This window comes from Candidatus Rokuibacteriota bacterium (assembly GCA_016188005.1).
In the GTDB taxonomy this organism is placed as follows: Bacteria; Methylomirabilota; Methylomirabilia; order Rokubacteriales; family CSP1-6; genus UBA12499.
In genome coordinates this window covers 26,487-44,529 of the sequence record JACPIQ010000120.1, presented here as the reverse complement: position 1 = coordinate 44,529, position 18,043 = coordinate 26,487, and the positions used below count along the sequence as shown (strand labels likewise).

Genomic DNA, 18,043 nt, shown 5'->3' with positions numbered 1-18,043 from the left:
AGTTTCAGGTCAGTCGGAGTCCCGCTCGGGGGGCGGGAGGTGGGTGTCGAGGTACTTCGCGTTGGTGAAGTCCGCGAGCCCCACGCTCTCGGGCGCGCGCCCCTCGAAGGCCGCCCGCGGCGCCAGCCCCACCAGCTCTCCGCGCCGGATCGCGACGCCGTGCCGCACGGCCTCGGCCTCGACGGCGTCGAAGGCGCGCGCCAGCGAGGTCCGCCGGTAGTCCAGCAGGTTCATGGAGACCTGGACCAGGCCGCGCCGGGCCAGCGGCACGCCCATGGCCTGGACGCCGGGGAGCCCGCCCGAGGACTCGCGCACGGCCCGCGCGATCGCACGCGCCACCTCGGGGTCCGAGGAGTCGAGCCAGACGTTGAACGCGACGAGCGGCTCGCGCGCGCCCACGGCCGTCGCGCCCAGCCGCGGGTTGAAGCGCGCGGGGCCTGCGTCGGGGCGCCAGGCGGGATCGGCGAGCTTCTCCGGGAGCCCCTCGTACTCGCCCCGGCGGATGGCAGGCAGCGAGCGGCGCGCCGGAGACAGCGCCGCCGCCGCGTAGAAGTAGACGGGCAGGTCGTGCGTCAGGGCGATGGTCTGGCCCGCGCGGCGGGCGATCTCCACGGCCGCCGTCATGGTGAGCCCCCGGAGCGGCACGAACGGGAGCACGTCCAGCGCCCCGAGGCGCGGGTGGACGCCGCGGTGGGCGCGCATGTCCACGCTCCGGGCGACGGCCGCGGCCAGGCTCAGCGCCGCGCGCTCGACGTCCCCGGGCGCGCCGAGGAAGGTGAACACCGATCGGTTGTGGTCCGGGTCCGCGTGGACGTCCACGAGCCTCACGCCCGCGGTCGCGCGGACGGCCCCGGCCAGCCCCTCCACCGCGCGCGGGTCCTGGCCCTCGCTGATGTTCGGGACGCACTCGAGGATCTGGTCCGCCACGGGCCCGTATCATAGCAACTTCGACGGCGTCCGCGCCTTGACCCCCACCGGAGCCCTGCCTATACTACCTGCGCCATGCCGCCGCTCCCGGTGGGCAAAGTGAGGGCGGAGACCCTGCAGCGGCTGTTCGCGAAGTACGTGACGCACGGGGAGCGCGTGGTGGTGGGGCCGCGGGTCGGAGAGGACGCCGCGGTCCTCGACATGGGCGATCGGTACCTGGTCGCGACGACGGACCCCATCACGTTCGCCACCGACGAGATGGGACGCTACGCGGTCCACGTGAACGCCAACGACCTGGCGGTGCGCGGCGCCCTCCCCCGGTGGTTCCTCGCCACCCTGCTCTTGCCCGAAGGCCAGACGACGGAGCCGGGCGTCGAGGAGCTATTCGCCGAGATCGCGGAGGCGTGCGGGGAGATCGGCGCGTCGCTGGTCGGCGGGCACACCGAGATCACGGCGGGCCTCGCCCGGGCCGTCGTCGTCGGTGCCATGCTGGGCGAGGTCGACAAGGACAGGCTGGTGACGACCGCCGGCGCCAGACCGGGCGATCGCGTGCTGCTCACCAAGGGCGTGCCGCTGGAGGGGGCGGCCCTCATCGCGCGCGAGCGCGGGGAGGAGGCGGAACGGCGCGGCGTCCCGCGGGCGGTGGTGGCGCGGGCGCGGCAGTTCCTGCGCGCCCCGGGAATCAGCGTGGTGCCGGAGGCGCGGCTCGCCTGCGGCGCCGCGCGCGTGCACGCCATGCACGATCCGACCGAGGGCGGGCTGGCCACGGCGTGCTGGGAGCTGGCGCAGGCCGGAGAGGTGGGCCTGCGCGTCGAGCGCGAGCGGATCCCCGTGCTCCCCGAGGGGGAGCGGCTCTGCCGCGCCTTCGGGCTCGACCCGCTGGGCACCATCGCCTCGGGCGCGCTGCTGCTGGCGGTGGACGCGGCGGCGGCCGAGGCGGTGCTGGCCGCCTGCCGCGGGGGTGGCGTCGCCTGTGCCGTGATCGGCGAGGTGAGGCCCGCCGGCGAGGGCGTCACGCTCGTCTCGGGCGGCCGCGCCGCGCCCATGCCGAGCTTCCCGCAGGACGAGATCTCGAGACTGTTCACGGAGGCGTGAAGTGCCACAGATCGGCTACGCGCATCGCCAGGCGCCCATGGGGCGCCGGGGCATGGTGGCCTCGTGCCACCCCCTGGCCTCCCTCGCCGGCGTCCGGACCCTCGAGGCGGGCGGCAGCGCGGCGGATGCCGCCGTCGCGACCAACGCCGTCCTCGCCGTCACCCAGCCCTGCTTCTGCGGCGTGGGCGGTGACCTCTTCTGCCTCTACTACGAGGCCGCCACCGGGCGCGTCCACTTCCTCAACGGGGCGGGACGCTCGGGCTCGCGCGCCGGGCTCGACGAGCTGGCCCGCCGCGGGCTCGGGGCCGTGCCATTCCTCGGGCCGGGCGCGGTGTCGGTGCCCGGCGTCACGCGGGCGTGGGGCATGCTGCTCGAGCGCTTCGGCACCCGCCCGCTCGCACGCCTGCTCGAGCCCGCCATCCACCACGCGGGCGAGGGTTTCCCGATCTCGGACATCGTCTGCCAGGCCATCCGCGAGCGCGCCGAGCTGATCGAGGACCCGGAGTGGCGGCGCATCTTCGTGCCCGGCGGAAGCTTCCCCGAGCGGGGCGACTGCTTCCGCCAGCTGGATCTCGCCCGCACGCTCGCCGAGCTCGCCGACGAGCCCGATCTCTTCTATCGCGGCCGTGTGGCCCGGGCCATCGCCGGGCGGCTGGAGCGGGAAGGCTTCCTCGTGGCCGGAGACCTCGCCGAGCACTCGGGGGAATGGGGCGAGCCCATCCAGACGACCTACCGCGGCCACACGGTGTACGAGACCCCGCCGCCCACCCAGGGCATGGCCGCCCTGCTCACGCTCAATCTCCTCGAGGGCTTCGACCTCGCGGCGCACTCCCCGGACTCCGCCGAGCGGCTGCATCTCCTGCTCGAGATGACCAAGCTCGCCTATGCCGACCGTGACCGCTGGGTGGCCGATCCCGAGCATGCGAAGATCCCGGTGGCATCCCTCCTCGCCACGGCCTATGCCGCGCGGCGGCGCGCGGGCTTCGATCCGGAGAAGGCGCAGCACCATGCCTGGGGCGATCCCGACGGGGACACGACGGGCTTCGTGGTGGCCGACGCCCGGGGCAATCTGATCAGCGTCATCCAGAGCCTCTACAAGTCCTTCGGCTCGGGAGTGGTCGCGCCCGGCACGGGGGTGGTGCTCCAGAACCGCGGCGCCTACTTCAACACCGATCCCGCCCACCCCAACTGCTTCGCCCCGCGCAAGCGCCCCTTCCACACGCTCACGGCCTGCATGGTCACCCGCGAAGCGCGCCCCGTGCTGGGCTACGCCACCATGGGTGGCGATGGCCAGGCCATGTTCCACGTCCAGGCCATCACCAACATCCTCGACTACGGCATGGAGATCCAGGAGGCCATCGAGCGGCCCCGCTTCATGTACGGCCCCGTCAACCCGGGGGAGCCGGCGGACATCCTCAGGATCGAGGGGCGCGTCCCCGCCGGCGCGCTCGCGGACCTGGCCCGCTGCGGCCACAACGTGCGCGTCGTCTCCGACTGGGCCAGCCAGATGGGCCACGCCCACGGCATCACGCTGAGGGACGGCAGCATGGCCGGCGGCGCGGATCCCCGCGGCGACGGCGCGGCGCTGGGCTACTGAGCGTGGCGAGGCTGCCCCTCCCGCTGCTGGGCGCGCTGGCCCTCTCGTTGCTCGCCGTCTGGCCGGAGGCGGGCCATGCGGCCGAGTGGGGCGGCATCGAGCCCGGCGTCACCACCGCCCCGCAGGTGCGCGAGCGCTACGGCGCTCCGACCAAGGAGACCCGGCGCAAGCTCGAGGGGTACGACACCCTCGAGTGGCTGTACGAGGGGCGCCAGGCCCCCGTGGGCTTTATCCGGATGACGGTGGACTTCGGCCTCCTCACGCCCTCGGGCTACAGCCCGTCGGTGGTGCGCGTGGTGAGACTGGACCCGAAACCGTTCATCTTCGGCCGCCGGACCATCCTGGACGGATGGGGCCCGCCCGACCAGGTCGGAGCCAAGGACGAGCGGGAGATGTTCGTCTACCGCGCCGGGCTCGTCGTGGTCTTCGACCCGAGCGGCGCTCTCGCCACGAGCCTGTACTTCGGCGTGAAGCAGCCCGAAGGGCTCGCGCCATCGTCGGACGCGCCGCCGGCCGGTCCGGCCGCCCCGCCGGCGCCCGCCGCTCCGCCTGCTCCGGCCGGTCCTGCGCCGCCCCGCCGATAGGCCTGGCCCCCGCGTGCCGCCTCGCTCCCTGCGCATGATCGATCATCTCCTGGCCCTGGATCCGGGCGGCCGCGGCATCGCGGGGTTCTTCGTCGCGGGGGGAGCGGAGCGGGCCGCGCGCGCGCTGGCGCGGGGCCGCCGCATCCTCATCACCACGGGCTTCGCCGTGGGCCCCGGGTTGCCCGAGACCGACGGGCCGCCCGGCGCCGCCTCGCTGGGCCGGGCGCTCCGCCGGCTGGGCAAGCACGTCAGCTTCGTGACCGACCCCGTCACCGTGCCGCCGCTCGCAGCCGCGCTGCGATCGCTCGGCGAGTCCGCCTCGATCGTCACCTTCCACGCGACCGCGGCGTCCGCGGCGGCCGTGGCCCGCCGGTTCCTGGCCGAGCACGCGCCGACCCATCTCGTCGCCATCGAGCGCCTGGGCCGGACGCGCACGGGCGATTACCTGAACTTCCGCGGGGAATCCATCCGCGCGTGGAATGCGCCGCTCGACGCCCTGTTCCTCGTGGCGCCGCGCCGGCTGGTGACCATCGGCGTGGGCGACGGCGGCAACGAGATTGGCATGGGCAATGTGCTCGGGCGGATCGCGCGCAGTGGTGCGAAGGCGCGGCTCATGGCCTCCGTGGTCACGGTGCGCCACCTGGTGGTGGCCGGCACCTCCAACTGGGGTGCCTACGGCGTCGTCGCCGAGCTGTCGCGGCTCGACGGGAGCGATCTCCTGCACTCGGCCGAGGAGGAGCGCCGGATGGTCGCCGCCTGTGTCGAGGCCGGCGCCGTGGACGGCATCACCCGCCGCCCCGAGCCCACCGTGGACGGCTTGCCCTGGGAGGCGCATGTAGGCATGCTGGAGCTACTGAGGGTCGCCGCAAAATCGCGACAGACCGGAGGACGAGCGAGATGACGCAGCCCGCGAAGCCGTCGAAGGTTCACGAGACCTACCGCAGCCTCCACCCCAAGTCGGCCGCCCTCTGGGAGCGCGCGCGCGGCGTGATCCCGGGCGGCGTCACCCACGACGGCCGCCACCTGATCCCCTTCCCCATCTACGTGGAGCGGGCGCAGGGCTCGCGCAAGTGGGACGTGGACGGCCACGAGTACGTGGACTACTGGATGGGGCACGGCGCGCTCTTCCTCGGCCATTGCCACCCCGCCGTTGTGGCGGCCATCCAGCAGCAGGCCGCGCGCGCCACCCATCCGGGCGCCTGCCACGAGCTCGAGGTGCGCTGGGCCGAGCTGGTCTCGCGCTTGATCCCCTCCGCCGAGATGGTGCGCTTCACCATGTCCGGCACCGAGGCCACGCATCTGGCCATGCGTATCGCGCGCGCCTACACGGGCCGCTCGAAGGTCGTGAAGTTCCACGGCCACTTCCACGGCTGGGCCGACGGCGTGGTGGCCGGCGTCAACCCGCCCTTCGACGTCCCGATGTCGGCGGGGGTGCCGGCGGGCGTGCTGGACCAGCTGCTGCTCTGCCCCCCCAACGACGTCAAGGCGGTGGAGGCCATGCTCCAGCGCGGGGACGTGGCGGCGGTCATCCTGGAGCCCGCCGGCGGTCAGGCCGGCACCACGCCCACGATTCCCGGCTACCTCCAGGAGCTCAGGAGCCTCACGACCCGGCACGGCGCCGTCCTCATCTTCGACGAGGTGATCACCGGCTTCCGCTACGCGCCCGGCGGCGCCCAGGCCTATTTCGGCGTGACGCCCGACCTCACCACGCTGGCCAAGATCGTGGCCGGCGGCCTGCCCGGCGGGGCCGTCGCGGGAAAGAAGCCCCTCATGTCCATGATGGCCCACCGCGGCGACCCGGTGTGGGACCGCGCCCAGCGGGTGGCCCAGAACGGCACCTTCAACTCCAACCCGCTCTGCGCGGCAGCCGCCATCGCCACGCTCGAGGCGGTGTCGGACGGCTCCCTCCACGCCCGGGCCAACAAGGCGGGGGACGAGCTGCGGGCGGGCCTGTCGGAGGCCATGAAGCGCGCCGGCGCGCCGGGTGCCGTCTTCGGCGAGGCCTCGATCTTCCACGTTTCCTTCGAGGGCCGGCCCGGGCTGGCCGGCTTCGACCGGCCGCGGCGCGGCGACCTCTACCACCTGCTGCGCTGCGCGCTGCTCAACAACGGCGTCGACTGCTCCAACTACCACGGCTGGATCTCGGCGGTGCACACCGCGGAGGACCTCGCGCGCACCGTGGCGGGGTACGAGAAGGCCTTCACCGCCATGGCGGCGGACGGCGCCTTCCAGGGCCTGTAGCGATGGAGCCCGCGGCGCGGCGGGCCAAGCTCCAGGAGCTCCGCGAGCTGGCCCAGGGCTCCGAGGAGTTCGAGGGGGGCGTCACCTTCGAGGAGGAGACGGAGGCGCTCATCGTGGGCGACTGGGCCATCTTCGCCGTGGACGACCTCGGCGACCTGGCGCTGTCCTTCCACCTCGACTCCCACCCGCTGGCCGTGGCCCGGCTCATCCGCTTCCTCGTCCAGCACGAGGTGCCGTTCGTCCTCCACGAGTCCTTCATCGTGGACGACGACGACCGGATCGTCTTCGAGTCCGACAGCGGCGCCGACCTGCCCGACTCGAAGTAGCCCGGCCGCCCACCGCAGAGCCGACCCCGACCGTGCGTCTCCGACAGTGGGTCATCGGGCTCCTCGTGATCCTCGCCGCCGCAGGGCTGGCCGCCGGGTGGCGGTTCATCCGCTCCCGCCCGCTCGTGGAGACGGTCCATCCGCAGCGCCGCGAGGTGGTGGAGCTGGTCATCGCCAGCGGCCGCCTCCGCGCCGTCCGGCAGAGCGCGCTCGGGGCCGAGGTGGCGGGGGTCGTGGAGCAGGTGCTCGTGGACGAGGGGGATCGCGTCCGCGCGGGGCAGCCGCTCGTGAGGCTCCGCCGGCAGGACGCCGAGCAGCGCGTGGAGCAGGCGCGGCTGGCCGTGGCGACCGCCGAGAAGGAGCTCGGGCGCCTGCGCGCGGGGGCGGCGCCCGAGGAGATCCGCCGCGCGGCAGCCGAGCTGGAGCAGGCCGATGCCGCGCTCGAGCAGGCCGAGCGCGAGCACACCCGGGCCCGGATGCTGTGGGAGCGCGGCCTCATCGCGCGGGCCGAGCTCGATCGCGCCGAGACCGGCCTCGAGCAGGCGCGCGCCGCGCGGCGGGTGGCCGAGCAAGCGGGGCAGGTCCTCCGGAGCCAGCCGCGCCCCGAGGACGTCCAGGTCGCCCAGGCGCGGCTCCGCGAGGCCGGCGCGGCGCTGCGCGCGGCGGAAGTCGAGGCCGGCAAGCGCGCGGTGACGGCGCCCTTCGCGGGGCTCGTCGTCCACCGGAGCGTGGAGCCGGGCCAGGGCGTCGCGCCGGGCACGCCGCTGCTCACCGTCGCGGACATGTCGAGAACCGAGCTCCTCGTGGAGACCGACGAGAACAACCTCGCCCGCCTGCGCGTGGGCCAGCGCGCCATCGTGATCGCGCCGGCCTACGCGGCGCAATCCTTCGCGGCGGTGCTCCGGCAGATCGGGCCCGAGGTGGACAGCCAGCGGGGGGTCGTGGCGCTGCGCCTCGACCCGGCCGCGCTGCCCCCCTTCGCCCGCCCCGACATGACCGTGGACGTGAACATCGAGGTCGCGCGGGTCCCCGACGCCCTCAGCGTCCCCGCGACGAGCGTGCTCGAGCGCGGCGGCAAGAGCTATGTCCTCACCGTCCAGGACGGGCGCGCCGCCCTGGCGGACGTGCGGGTCCGCGGGCGCAACCCGGACTGGGCGGCGGTGGAGGGGCTGGCCGCGGAGGCGCGCGTGATCGTCCGCGCCACGGAGGTCACGCCCGGCCAGACGGTGCGGGCGCGCGACGGCGGCCCGTAACATGCTCGACTACTTCTCCCGCTCCATCGCCGTCCGGCACCTGCGCTCGAACCTCCGCCAGAACCTGCTCACCGTGGGCGTCGTGGCCATCAGCGTCACCCTCATCGTCTTCCTCGGCGCCCTGGTGGGCGGGCTCCAGCAGCGGCTGATCGACAGCGTGACGGGCGCCATCGCCCACGTCGTGATCCGCCAGCCCGAGCGCGAGCCCGTCGGTGCCTGGGAGGTGCCGGAAGGGCGCGAGGCGGAGGCGCTCTACGTCGGCCGGGTGGTGAAGCTCCAGCAGCGCCGCCAGAAGATCGAGGACTGGGCGGGATGGATCCCGCGCCTCGAGCGCGCCCACCCCGCGATCGTGGGCGTGGCCGCCATGACGGAGGGGCCGGGCTTCCTCGTGCGCGCGGCCAAGCGGAAGGCCGTCCGGCTCGTCGGCATGATCCCTGAGCGCTACAACGTCATCCTGGACGTCCAGGGCAGCCTCGCCGCCGGGCGCTTCTTCGGGCTCAACCCCGGCGAGGCGGCGCTCGGCCGCAAGCTGGCCAAGGAATTCGCGCTCCAGCTCGGCGACAAGATCCGGCTCGTGAGCGACGAGGGCAACGCCCAGTCCTTCACCCTGGCGGGGATCTTCGAGTCGGGCTTCACCGTCGTCGACGAGGGCACCGTCTTCGTCCCCCTCAAGGACGGCCAGGCCCTCTTCGCGCTCGGCACCGCCGTCACGACCATCGGCCTCAAGCTCGCCGACGTCTTCCAGGCCGACGCCGTCGCGGGCCGCCTCGCCCCGCAGCTCCCCTACGAGGTGGAGTCCTGGATGAAGAAGAACGAGAACCTCCTCGACGCCCTCCGCACCCAGAAGCAGAACACCGGCCTCATCCTCGGCTTCAGCGTCGTCGCCGCCGGCTTCAGCATCGCCGGTATCCTGATCACGGCCGTCATGAGCCGGATGCGCGAGATCGGCATCCTCAAGGCCGTGGGCGCCACCCGCCGGCAGATCCTCGGCATCTTCGCGCTCGAGGGGATCCTCGTCGCCGCCCTCGGCGCCCTGGTGGGCGCGGGGCTCGGCGCCTGGATCGCGATCCTCGCGGAGCGGTGGCTCCAGGCGGGCATCGTGGCGCGCAGCGGCGGCGTGTTCCGCGTGGACCTCCGGCCCGAGCTCTTCGCGGGCGCCATCGGCGTGGCCATCGTGGTCGGGCTCCTCGCCGCCCTCTACCCGGCCTGGCGCGCGGCGCGCGTGAACCCCGTGGACGTGATCCGGGGGACCTGAGCGTGCCCGCGGCGCCCGTCGTCGAGGTCGTGGACGTCTCGAAGACCTTCGGGGACGGCGTGCCGACCCCCGTGCTCTTCGACGTCCACCTCACCGTGGCCCCGGGCGAGTTCGTGGCCATCGTCGGGACCTCGGGCTCGGGCAAGACCACCCTGCTCAACATCATCGGGCTCCTGGACACGCCGACCGCCGGCACCGTCCGCTTCGGCGGCCGTGACGCGGCCCGCCTCTCCGAGGACGAGCGGGCCGTGCTCCGGCGCGAGTACCTCGGCTTCGTCTTCCAGTTCCACTACCTCCTGCCCGAGTTCACCGCCCTCGAGAACGCGCTCCTGCCCTGCCGCCTCCTCGGCCGCGCCGCCGAGGCGGCCCGGCGCCCGCGGGTGGCGGCGCTGCTCGAGCAGGTCGGGCTCGGGGACCGCCTCCACTACCGGCCGGGCCAGCTCTCGGGGGGGCAGCAACAGCGCGTGGCGCTGGTCCGCGCGCTGGCGAACGCCCCGGTCCTCGTCCTGGCCGACGAGCCCACGGGCAACCTCGACAGCCGCAACGGCCGCGAGGTGTTCGCCCTCATGCGCGAGCTCGGGCGGAGCACGGGCAAGGCCTTCCTCATCGTCACCCACGACGAGCAGTACGCAAGCCGGGCGGACCGCAGCGTGCAGCTGGTGGATGGCCGGATCGCGCCCTGACGCCGGCGCCGGGCCCGGGCGCCTTCCCCCTCGCCCGGGCCGTTGCAGCGTGTCCCGGGGCCATCCGGGTGGACACGTTGCGCCCTGTCTGGTAGTGTCTACCTTCCGTGGTGGGCTGGTAGCTCAGTTGGTAGAGCACAGGACTGAAAATCCTGGTGTCGGCGGTTCAATCCCGTCCCAGCCCACCATTTCCCCCGCCATCCTTTCGCTGAGTCCCGCGACGCTGACGCCCTCGAGCGGCATGTCGCCGCCCGGAAACTTTGCCATTACTTCGCCGCTTCTCATCGGCACCACTATCCGGGTCACGACACGCCACACGGGCTCCCCATGGGCGACCCTGGGTGGCTCTGCCAGGCCGACCGTTGACATCAACCCGCCCAGACCGACGGGCGTCGTTTCGTCCACGGCCGCGCGGCCTCGATCTGCGCGGCCAGTCGGAACAGAGTCGCCTCATCGCCGAAGTGGCCGACGTACTGGCTTCCGACGGGCAGGCCGTTTGGGGTCCAATGGGTCGGGACCGCCATCGCCGGTTGTCCGGTCGCGTTCGCGAAATAGGCGCTCTTCACCAGGATCTGTAACGAGGTCCGTGTTCATGCGGCCTGACGGCGGCGAGCGGCAGTGGCCTTCTGGACCTTGAGGAGCAGGTCCAGGGGGGCTCCAAGAGGAAGCGAGACGGCCCATCGCGCCACACCGGCTTGAGTTCGGCTCGCGGACCGGTCGCCGTGCGATCCGAAGACGGCGACGCGCGCTGCGCGGGACTTCGCCGACGAGCGCCCGGAGTTCGCGAGCGGGGCGTACGGAGAGAGGTTCGTCACCCGGCTCCTCGGCCGGGGGCTCGGCCGCTGAGGGGGCGTGAAGGACTGGCGTGTCCACGCGCCCGGGGCCGCGGAGTGGTCCACAGCCGGCGTCGGCTTCAGGCGTAGAAGAGCTGGTTCGTGAACTCGTCCGCAGTGAGTCGGCCGAGGAGTCGCCCAAGTCGCACTGTCAGCTCGCCCGGGAGACGACGCCGGGCGATGATGATACCCGCGTGCCGCAGACCGGCCTCGATCCACTGGCGGTGTAGACGTTCGAAGTCGGCTCGGTTGTGGGTCAGCAGGATCCGGTCTGCATCGGCGGCCACCTGCAACTGATGCTCGTCGACACGCCCGAGATGCCCGGCATCCCGCGCTGTGGTCACCGGGAAGCCCCGGGCGCGCAGCATGGCTGCGAGCACCACGGAGACATCCTCGTCGCAGTAGAGGGTTGGCGGACGGCTAGGCATCCGGACGCGCGAGCCGGTGCACGATGTCGTCCGGGACCTGATTCCGCTCGATGTACTGCTGGATCTCGGTCTGGTGGTCCGCGTAGTAGCTCAGGGCGTCGAACACCTGGGCCAGGGTGAGATGCGAGAGGTGAGTGGGAATCTCCTCGGGGGCCACGCCGAGACGCCAGAGCTCCACGACCGCGCGCACCGGGACCCGCGTGCCCACGATGATAGGCTCGCCGCCGAGGATCTCGTCGTCGCGGACGATGTAGCGGTGCTCGGTTCCGACCGTCATGGTGCTGAGGTCTCGCCTCCCGGTGGGCGGGGCATCACGGCCCCTGGACCCTCCAGTAGTCTCTCACGCGCCGCCGCCACGGGCCAGCCTCTCGTGGCGGGATCTCGAGGTGAGGCGCGGCCACTCGTCCTCGCTACGGGCCGGCGTTGACCGTTTCCGCCTGGGCCACTGCCGGCCGCAGGCCGCGCGCGCGCACAGCTCTCCCCCCCCGGGGATATCGCCCGGCAGCCCTCACCCCCCTCGGGCCGGGACCCGCGTCAACCGATGTCCGTTTGCTTTCCGGTCGTGACGAGTGGCGGCGACAGCTATCGGGAGCGCGTCGCTTGGGCCAATCGGAGCCGGCGCACCACGCCTGGCAGCTGCGCATAGATAGGAAGGAAAGACTGACGCCAGTTCCGCGAGGGCGGCGAGGATCCGGCCAGTGCGGTTGTCCGGTGGGCGCCCCCGTGAACCCCGGCGGCCGGCCTGGAAGCGCCCGTTCGAGGGGGCGAAGGCGACGGTCGGCATCGCGATCGCCCGCTGGCCCCCGAGCGATCCTGCGCCGCGGCGGGCTCGCGGTCAGGCGCGGGCGCAGGGGCGGGGAGGAGGAACGCGTGGAGCGCTTTCTCGACGGCCTCCTGGCAGTGTAATGTCGCATCGCCGAGCAGCGGGGGCGCCGCCGCGAGATCGACCTCGGCGCCGCGGAGGTCGTCGAGCGCGCGGCAGAGCCAGGCCCGCGTGTCCGCCGGCCGGATCGGGTCAGGCGGAATAGAGGAGTCTCCTTTCGCGCGCGATGGCAGAGGGCAGCGAGGCGCGCAGATGCAGGCGGGTGCTGAAGGCGGACTCGGTCCAGACGAGCACATCGGCGCCCACCGGGAGGCCCCAGAGGGCGTCGTAGGCGCGAGCGCTCCGCCGGAGTGAAGCGGGCATGTCATCCGGCACGACGACCATGAGGTCGTAGTCACTGTCCGCCGTGGCGCTGGAACGCGCGCGCGACCCGAAGAGGTAGACGCGCAGCGGCCGGTCCGTCTCGATGAGGCGGCGGACGATATCCGCCAGCGCCGGATCATGGGCGAGTGCGGGAACCGTGGTTGTGACCAGGGAGCGGTCGGTCATGGGCATCCGCTCCTGGCCTCATTCTATCTATCAGCCGCGGGCAGCCCCCGGCCCCGACTTCGGGGTGATCCCGCTTCCACGGTCAGCACAGGCCTCACCCCTCTTTCTTCTCGCCTTCGCCTGGAGTTGCGGCTCGCTGCGCTCGCCTCGATCTGATCGGGTCTGGTTGAAGGAACTCGTGGCCGGCGCCATCCAGCGCCTGAGCGGGCGGCGCGGGCGAGGATACCAGAGGATCAACTGTGGCGACCTCACCCCCGAGCTCCTGCGGAGCGAGCTCTTCGGGCATGAGCGCGATGCCTTCACAGGCGCCGTCGGGAGGACGGAGGGACTTCTCCCCCGGGTGGACGGTGGCACGGTCTTTCTCGACGAGACCGGCGAGCTGCCGCCCAGGGCCCAGACTCTGCTGCTGCGATTTCTCCAGACCAGGAAAGGCCTGGCCGTGGGCGCCATGCGCGCACCCGGGTTCTCGGTCTGTCCGCACGAAGCCCTTGACACGAGGCCCCCGCACTGGTACTTCTTGCTCACGTGATTAAATCAATTGCCCTATGAAAAGCCGACAACGGCCGAAACAGGGTCCCCGACCGCGCACGCCGCGGGGAGCCGAAGCCCTGCCCATGCGCGAGGCGATCGTGGAGGCGGCGGGGCGCTGCATCGTGGCGCGAGGCCACGCGGCGCTGTCCACCCGGGGGGTGGCCAGCGAGGCCGGGGTCAACCAGAGCCTGATCCACTACTACTTCGGCACGAAGGAACGGCTGATGCTCGCCGTGCTGGAGCGGATGAATCAGAGGCTTCTCAAGCGGCAGGCCGAGATGTTCGAGGCGCCCGGCGACGTGGCCGACAAGTGGGCGCAGGCCTGCCGCTTCTACGAGGACGATCTTCGCTCGGGATACGTGCGCCTGCTGACCGAGCTCTCCGCGCTGGGCGTCTCGAACGCGGCCATCGGCGAGGAGGTGCGCAAGCTGCGGGGCCAGTGGCGGGCCCTGCTGGAGCGCGTGGTCGGCGACGCGCTCCAGCAGTTCGCGATCCGCTCGGTGTCGACCGAGCAGATCACGGCGTACCTGGTGGCCTTCTGGTACGGCATGGAGATGGAGATGGTGCTGGGTGTTCCCGAGGAGGAATCGCATTACCGGGCCAGCCTGGCGACCTTCGGGCGCTTCCTGCGGTGGCTGGAAACGCAGCGGCGCGAAGGGCGTCCTCCCACGCTGGCCTAGGAGGTCAGCATGCGGGCGCGCTACCCCGACCGCGAGGGCGTCGTCGAGCATGGCGGCGGTTCGATCGCATGGGAGCTCTACGGCGAGGGGGAGCGTACAGTGCTGCTCCTCCCGCCCTGGCAGATCGTCCACAGCCGTATCTGGAAGGCGCAGATCCCCTACCTGGCGCGCCACTTCCGCGTCGTCACGTTCGATCCGCCCGGCAACGGACGCTCGGGTCGACCCGCCACCGGCTATGACCACGACCGCGTCGCGGCCGGCGCGCTCGCCGTGCTCGACGCCACCGGGACCGCGCGCGCCTCGGTCGTGACGCTCTCCCGCTCGACGTGGCAGGGCGTGATCCTGGCCGCCGAGCATCCCGAGCGCGTCGAGCGCCTGGTGCTCACCGGCTGCGCGCTCGAGGAGGCCCCGCGCGGTGGGCCCCGCTTCCACGAGCCGGTGGGCGACGACGCCACGGGCTGGGCGCAGTTCAACGCCGGGTACTGGCGCGCCCACTATCGCGACTTCCTCGAGTTCTTCTTCGCGCAGGTCTCGAACGAGCCGCACTCCACGAAGCAGCGCGAAGACGGGGTGGCGTGGGGCCTGGAGACCACGCCGGAGATCCTGATCGCCACCCTCGACGAGGGGCGGTGCCGCACGCCGCTGCCCGACCTGCTGGCCCGCGTGCGCTGTCCCACGCTCATCGCGCACGGGACCGAGGACCGCGTGCGGCCCATCGCGCTGTCCGAGCGGGCGCATGCGGCCATCGCCGGCTCGGTCCTGGTCCCGCTGGAGGGCTGCGGCCACACCCCGAACACGCGTGACCCCGTCCGCTACAACGTGCTCCTCCGGGAGTTCCTGGCGCCGGCGCCGGCCCCACGGCCGTGGCGCCGCGCGATGACGCGCCGCCGGCGCGCGCTGTTCGTGTCCAGCCCGATCGGTCTCGGCCACGCGCTGCGCGACGTCGCCATCGCGGGCGCCCTCCGCGCGCTGCGGCCGGATCTCGAGATCAGCTGGCTGGCGCAGGACCCGGTCACCCGGGTGCTGGAGGCGCGCGGCGAGACGATTCATCCGGCCAGCCGCCTCCTGGCCGGTGAATCCGCGCACTTCGGGTCGGAGGCGGGTGAGCACGACCTGCACGCCTTCTACGCCTGGCGGAACATGGACGAGATCCTCGTCGCCAACTTCATGGTGCTCCACGACGTCCTCGAGGCCGAGCCCCATGACCTCGTGGTCGGCGACGAGGCGTGGGACGTCGACTACTACCTCCACGAGAACCCGGAGCTCAAGCGCACCGCGTTCGCCTGGCTCACCGACTTCGTGGGCTGGCTGCCCGTGGATCCCGCCGATCGCCGCGAGGCCACGCTGGCCGCCGACTACAACGCCGAGATGATCGAGCAGATCGCACGCCTCCCGCGCATCCGCGACGCGGCGCTGTTCGTGGGGAGCCCGGACGACGTGATCGACGCCGACTTCGGCCCCGGCTTGCCGCGCATCCGCGACTGGACGCGCGAGCACTTCGACTTCCCCGGCTACGTCCTGCCCTTCGATCCGGCCGAGTTCGCCGACCGCGAGGCGCTGCGCGCGCGCCTGGGCTTCCGCGCCGACGAGAAGGTCGTGTTCGCCGCGGTGGGCGGCACCGGCGTCGGCCATCACCTGCTGCGCCGGGTGATCGCGGCGGCGCCGGCGACGCGGCGGCTGCTGCCCGAGGCGCGCATCGTGGTCGTCACCGGCCCGCGCATCGACCCGGCGTCGTTGCCGCCGGCCCCCGGCGTCGAGTACCGCCGCTTCGTGCCCGACCTCTACGCCCACCTGGCCGCGTGCGACCTGGCCGTCGTGCAGGGGGGGCTCAGCACCTGCATGGAGCTCACGGCGACCAAGCGGCCGTTCTTGTACGTCCCGCTGCGGAATCACTTCGAGCAGACGCTCCACGTGCCGCACCGCCTGGCCCGGTACGGCGCCGGGCACGCGGATGGACTACGCGCAGACCGACCCCGAGGCGCTGGCCCACGCCATCGCCGACGGGCTGAAGCGGCCGGTGCTCTACCGGGACGTGGAAACCGACGGCGCCCGCCGGGCGGCCGCCGTCATCGCGCGGCTCGTGTGAGCCGCCCAACGACACAGGAGGACGAGTCATGAAGCGCTGGACCATCCTCGCGACGCTGGCGGCGTCGGTCCTCATGGGCGGGGCCGTCTTCGCCGAGACCTGCCTGTCGCCGTACATCAAGGGTCTCCGCCAGCCGGAGAAGGTCATGTACCTGTGGACGCTGCCGGCCAAGGAAGGGGCCGACTACCTGAGCGTCATCGACGTCAACCTCGCCTCGCCGACCTACGGCAGGATCCTCCGCAAGGTCGAGGTCGGCTCCTCCGGCAACGAGGCGCACCACATGGGCTTCACCGACGACCGCACGAAGATCTGGGCGGCGTCGCTCAACACCAGCCGCTTCTTCATCTTCGACGTCGGCACCGACCCGATGAACCCGAAGCTGGTCCGCACGATCGACGACGTCCCGCGGCTCACCGGCCTCTCGGGCCCGCACACGCCGTACTCGATCCCCGGTCGCATCCTCATCAGCATGGCCTCCGGCCCCGACGGCACCGGCCCCGGCGGCCTCGCGGAGTTCACCAACGACGGCGAGTTCATCGCCAGCCACAAGGCGCCGAACCACCCCTACGAGACCGTGATCAAGCCGGAGTTCAACCGGATGATCACGTCGTCCTGGGTCTCGCAGAAGACGTTCATGACCTCGCTCGACAAGTGGGACCCCAGGGACTTCTCCAGCACGCTGCTGGTCTGGGACCTCAAGGCCCGCAAGATCGTCCAGGAGCTCAAGGGCGATCCGATCCCGCTGGCCGCGCGGTGGATGCTGGCACCGCAGGCCAGCTACGGCTACAACATCTCCAACGGCGGCGACTCGATCTGGATGTTCCGGATGAAGAAAGCCGGCGCGTTCACGTACCGGAAGATCGCCAGCACCGGCAAGGGTTGCCTGCCCGGCGACCTGCGGCAGTCGCCCGACGACCGGTACCTCTACGTGAGCTGCATCGGCGGCAGCGAGATCCAGGCCTGGGACATCGCGGATCCCGACCGGCCCAAGCTCCACGACGTCGTCGGGGGCATCGTGCAGGCCAACATGATGCACGTGACCTACGACGGCCGGCGGCTCTACGTCACGAACTCGGCGATCAGCAGCATCGACTACTCGCCGCGCTACGCGCTGCGGCTCATCCGCATCGGCCCCGACGGCCGCATGAAGCTCGACCCGCTCTTCGCCGTCGACTTCGGCCAGCCGCCGGACGGCCCGGCGCGGCCGCACGACATGCTGCTCAACTGAGCGGGGTCCGCGATCGGGGCCCCGCAAGGACCCGCCATGATTGAGTACCCCTCCGCGCGCGGCGCCTGGATCGTGACGCTGCTGGTGGCCGGGCTCGTCGGGCCAGCCGCCGCCCACGGTCCGGTGCCGCCGCGGGCAGGCGCATCGCCGCTGAGCGCGACGCCGCACCTGGCCGTCATCAAGCCGGCGCCCGACTTCGTCCTGCGCGACCTCGACGGCGCGGCCGTGCGCCTCGCCGACCTGCGGGGCCGCCCCGTCCTCGTGTCGTTCATCTACACGCACTGCACCACCGTGTGTCCGCTGCTCAGCGCACGCGTGGCGGCGCTGCAGCGGCGGCTGGCCGCGCTGCCCGCCGTGCGGCGCCCGGCGCTGCTGTCCATCACCGTCGATCCCGAGCGCGATTCCGCCGCCGAGTTGCGCCGCTATGCGACGCGCTTCGCCGCCGACCGGACGACGTGGCGGTTCCTGCGCGACGATCCGGCCGCCCTGGCGCCGGTGCTGCACGCCTGGGGCGAGTGGGCTCGCCCGACGGCTGACGGCGAGATCGACCATCCCGCCCGTGTCCACCTCATCGACGCTGCCGGCCGCATCCGCGAGATCTACTCCCTGCAGTTCTTCGACGACCGCCAGGCGTGGCTCGACATGCAGGCGCTCCTGCGCGAGCGGTGAGCGCCTGCTCGACCGCGGCGAGGCCAGACGTGCGCGCGTTTTGCTACCCGGTGCCACCAGCCCGCCGCCGGCGACGTGGCGAGCGAGCCACCGCCGGCTCGCCTCGTGATGCACGTCGTGCGGCACGAGGCGGCTGACGATCACGCTGGCGTCCATGACCATCAGAGGTCGCGACGCCCTTCCCGCACGGCGTCCGCCGCCGAGCGCCCTTTCGGCCAGCGGGCGCCTTGCGATCGTGACGATCTTGACGTCCAC

At 72.6% G+C, this 18,043-nt stretch carries 19 protein-coding genes, 1 tRNA gene and 1 pseudogene; 15 read left to right on the top strand and 6 right to left on the bottom strand.

All coding sequences use genetic code 11. The features are described from left to right. Positions 1-9: 9 nt before the first annotated feature. Entirely contained in the window at positions 10-927 is a 918-nt protein-coding gene (gene ftcD, locus HYV93_23220; protein ID MBI2528879.1) for a glutamate formimidoyltransferase, read from the bottom strand. A gap of 99 nt (positions 928-1,026) precedes the next feature. On the opposite strand from ftcD, the gene HYV93_23215 reads away from it, so the two are divergent. The 10 genes from HYV93_23215 (at position 1,027) to HYV93_23170 (ending at position 10,149) form a co-directional block, all read left to right on the top strand. Next, a complete protein-coding gene (locus tag HYV93_23215; GenBank protein MBI2528878.1) occupies positions 1,027-2,022 on the top strand; it encodes a hydrogenase expression/formation protein in 996 nt (331 codons plus the stop codon). A gap of 1 nt (position 2,023) precedes the next feature. Next, positions 2,024-3,619, top strand: coding sequence for a gamma-glutamyltransferase (gene ggt, locus HYV93_23210; protein MBI2528877.1), 1,596 nt, complete (start codon positions 2,024-2,026; stop codon positions 3,617-3,619). 2 nt (positions 3,620-3,621) lie between these two features. After that, positions 3,622-4,203, top strand: a complete 582-nt coding sequence (locus HYV93_23205; protein MBI2528876.1) for a hypothetical protein — start codon at positions 3,622-3,624, stop codon at positions 4,201-4,203. Positions 4,204-4,237: 34 nt separating this feature from the next. Further along, positions 4,238-5,104, top strand: a complete 867-nt coding sequence (locus HYV93_23200; GenBank protein ID MBI2528875.1) for a DUF4392 domain-containing protein — start codon at positions 4,238-4,240, stop codon at positions 5,102-5,104. Then, the gene (locus HYV93_23195) at positions 5,101-6,444 is read left to right on the top strand and encodes an aspartate aminotransferase family protein (GenBank protein ID MBI2528874.1); all 1,344 of its coding nucleotides are present in this window, start codon (positions 5,101-5,103) and stop codon (positions 6,442-6,444) included. Before HYV93_23200 ends, HYV93_23195 begins: the two co-directional genes overlap by 4 nt. Positions 6,445-6,446: 2 nt before the next feature. Next, the gene (locus HYV93_23190) at positions 6,447-6,770 is read left to right on the top strand and encodes a hypothetical protein (GenBank protein MBI2528873.1); all 324 of its coding nucleotides are present in this window, start codon (positions 6,447-6,449) and stop codon (positions 6,768-6,770) included. A gap of 32 nt (positions 6,771-6,802) precedes the next feature. Next, the gene (locus HYV93_23185) at positions 6,803-8,023 is read left to right on the top strand and encodes an efflux RND transporter periplasmic adaptor subunit (protein MBI2528872.1); all 1,221 of its coding nucleotides are present in this window, start codon (positions 6,803-6,805) and stop codon (positions 8,021-8,023) included. Between the two features lies 1 nt (position 8,024). Continuing rightward, the gene (locus HYV93_23180; protein ID MBI2528871.1) at positions 8,025-9,278 is read left to right on the top strand and encodes an ABC transporter permease; all 1,254 of its coding nucleotides are present in this window, start codon (positions 8,025-8,027) and stop codon (positions 9,276-9,278) included. Further along, positions 9,275-9,961, top strand: coding sequence for an ABC transporter ATP-binding protein (locus HYV93_23175; protein ID MBI2528870.1), 687 nt, complete (start codon positions 9,275-9,277; stop codon positions 9,959-9,961). Before HYV93_23180 ends, HYV93_23175 begins: the two co-directional genes overlap by 4 nt. 112 nt (positions 9,962-10,073) lie before the next feature. Then, positions 10,074-10,149, top strand: a tRNA-Phe gene (locus HYV93_23170). A gap of 180 nt (positions 10,150-10,329) precedes the next feature. On the opposite strand, the gene HYV93_23165 is transcribed toward HYV93_23170, so the two are convergent. From HYV93_23165 to HYV93_23145, 5 genes are all read right to left on the bottom strand, one after another. Next, positions 10,330-10,533 (bottom strand): hypothetical protein, encoded by a 204-nt coding sequence (locus HYV93_23165; protein ID MBI2528869.1) that lies wholly within the window; start codon positions 10,531-10,533, stop codon positions 10,330-10,332. A 341-nt stretch (positions 10,534-10,874) separates the two neighbouring features. Beyond that, a complete protein-coding gene (locus HYV93_23160; GenBank protein ID MBI2528868.1) occupies positions 10,875-11,222 on the bottom strand; it encodes a DUF5615 family PIN-like protein in 348 nt (115 codons plus the stop codon). Then, positions 11,215-11,499 carry a DUF433 domain-containing protein gene (locus HYV93_23155; protein MBI2528867.1) on the bottom strand — a complete coding sequence of 95 codons (285 nt, stop codon included), beginning with the start codon at positions 11,497-11,499 and terminating at the stop codon, positions 11,215-11,217. Before HYV93_23155 ends, HYV93_23160 begins: the two co-directional genes overlap by 8 nt. 305 nt (positions 11,500-11,804) lie before the next feature. Continuing rightward, positions 11,805-12,248, bottom strand: a complete 444-nt coding sequence (locus HYV93_23150; protein ID MBI2528866.1) for a HEPN domain-containing protein — start codon at positions 12,246-12,248, stop codon at positions 11,805-11,807. Then, positions 12,238-12,594: a nucleotidyltransferase domain-containing protein gene (locus tag HYV93_23145; GenBank protein ID MBI2528865.1), complete on the bottom strand. Its 357-nt coding sequence runs from the start codon at positions 12,592-12,594 to the stop codon at positions 12,238-12,240. Before HYV93_23145 ends, HYV93_23150 begins: the two co-directional genes overlap by 11 nt. Before the next feature lie 166 nt (positions 12,595-12,760). Between HYV93_23145 and HYV93_23140 the strand changes: the two genes are divergently transcribed. The 5 genes and pseudogenes from HYV93_23140 to HYV93_23120 all read left to right on the top strand — a co-directional run bounded on the left by HYV93_23140 (position 12,761) and on the right by HYV93_23120 (position 17,788). Then, positions 12,761-13,123 (top strand): sigma 54-interacting transcriptional regulator, encoded by a 363-nt coding sequence (locus tag HYV93_23140; GenBank protein MBI2528864.1) that lies wholly within the window; start codon positions 12,761-12,763, stop codon positions 13,121-13,123. An 85-nt stretch (positions 13,124-13,208) separates the two neighbouring features. Continuing rightward, positions 13,209-13,805, top strand: coding sequence for a TetR/AcrR family transcriptional regulator (locus tag HYV93_23135; protein ID MBI2528863.1), 597 nt, complete (start codon positions 13,209-13,211; stop codon positions 13,803-13,805). Positions 13,806-13,814: 9 nt separating this feature from the next. Beyond that, positions 13,815-15,891 (top strand): annotated as a pseudogene (locus HYV93_23130) (alpha/beta fold hydrolase). Between the two features lie 28 nt (positions 15,892-15,919). After that, positions 15,920-17,119: a selenium-binding protein gene (locus HYV93_23125; GenBank protein MBI2528862.1), complete on the top strand. Its 1,200-nt coding sequence runs from the start codon at positions 15,920-15,922 to the stop codon at positions 17,117-17,119. Positions 17,120-17,155: 36 nt separating this feature from the next. Continuing rightward, positions 17,156-17,788, top strand: a complete 633-nt coding sequence (locus tag HYV93_23120) for an SCO family protein (protein MBI2528861.1) — start codon at positions 17,156-17,158, stop codon at positions 17,786-17,788. The last annotated feature ends 255 nt before the right edge of the window (positions 17,789-18,043 follow it).

Coding starts and splice junctions, on each gene's coding strand:
- HYV93_23200 (MBI2528875.1), top strand. CDS start 4,238: ATGATCGATCATCTCCTGGCCCTGGATCCGGGCGGCCGCGGCATCGCG.
- HYV93_23195 (MBI2528874.1), top strand. CDS start 5,101: ATGACGCAGCCCGCGAAGCCGTCGAAGGTTCACGAGACCTACCGCAGC.
- HYV93_23190 (MBI2528873.1), top strand. CDS start 6,447: ATGGAGCCCGCGGCGCGGCGGGCCAAGCTCCAGGAGCTCCGCGAGCTG.
- HYV93_23180 (MBI2528871.1), top strand. CDS start 8,025: ATGCTCGACTACTTCTCCCGCTCCATCGCCGTCCGGCACCTGCGCTCG.
- HYV93_23160 (MBI2528868.1), bottom strand. CDS start 11,222: ATGCCTAGCCGTCCGCCAACCCTCTACTGCGACGAGGATGTCTCCGTG.
- HYV93_23155 (MBI2528867.1), bottom strand. CDS start 11,499: ATGACGGTCGGAACCGAGCACCGCTACATCGTCCGCGACGACGAGATC.
- HYV93_23145 (MBI2528865.1), bottom strand. CDS start 12,594: ATGACCGACCGCTCCCTGGTCACAACCACGGTTCCCGCACTCGCCCAT.
- HYV93_23135 (MBI2528863.1), top strand. CDS start 13,209: ATGCGCGAGGCGATCGTGGAGGCGGCGGGGCGCTGCATCGTGGCGCGA.
- HYV93_23125 (MBI2528862.1), top strand. CDS start 15,920: ATGAAGCGCTGGACCATCCTCGCGACGCTGGCGGCGTCGGTCCTCATG.
- HYV93_23120 (MBI2528861.1), top strand. CDS start 17,156: ATGATTGAGTACCCCTCCGCGCGCGGCGCCTGGATCGTGACGCTGCTG.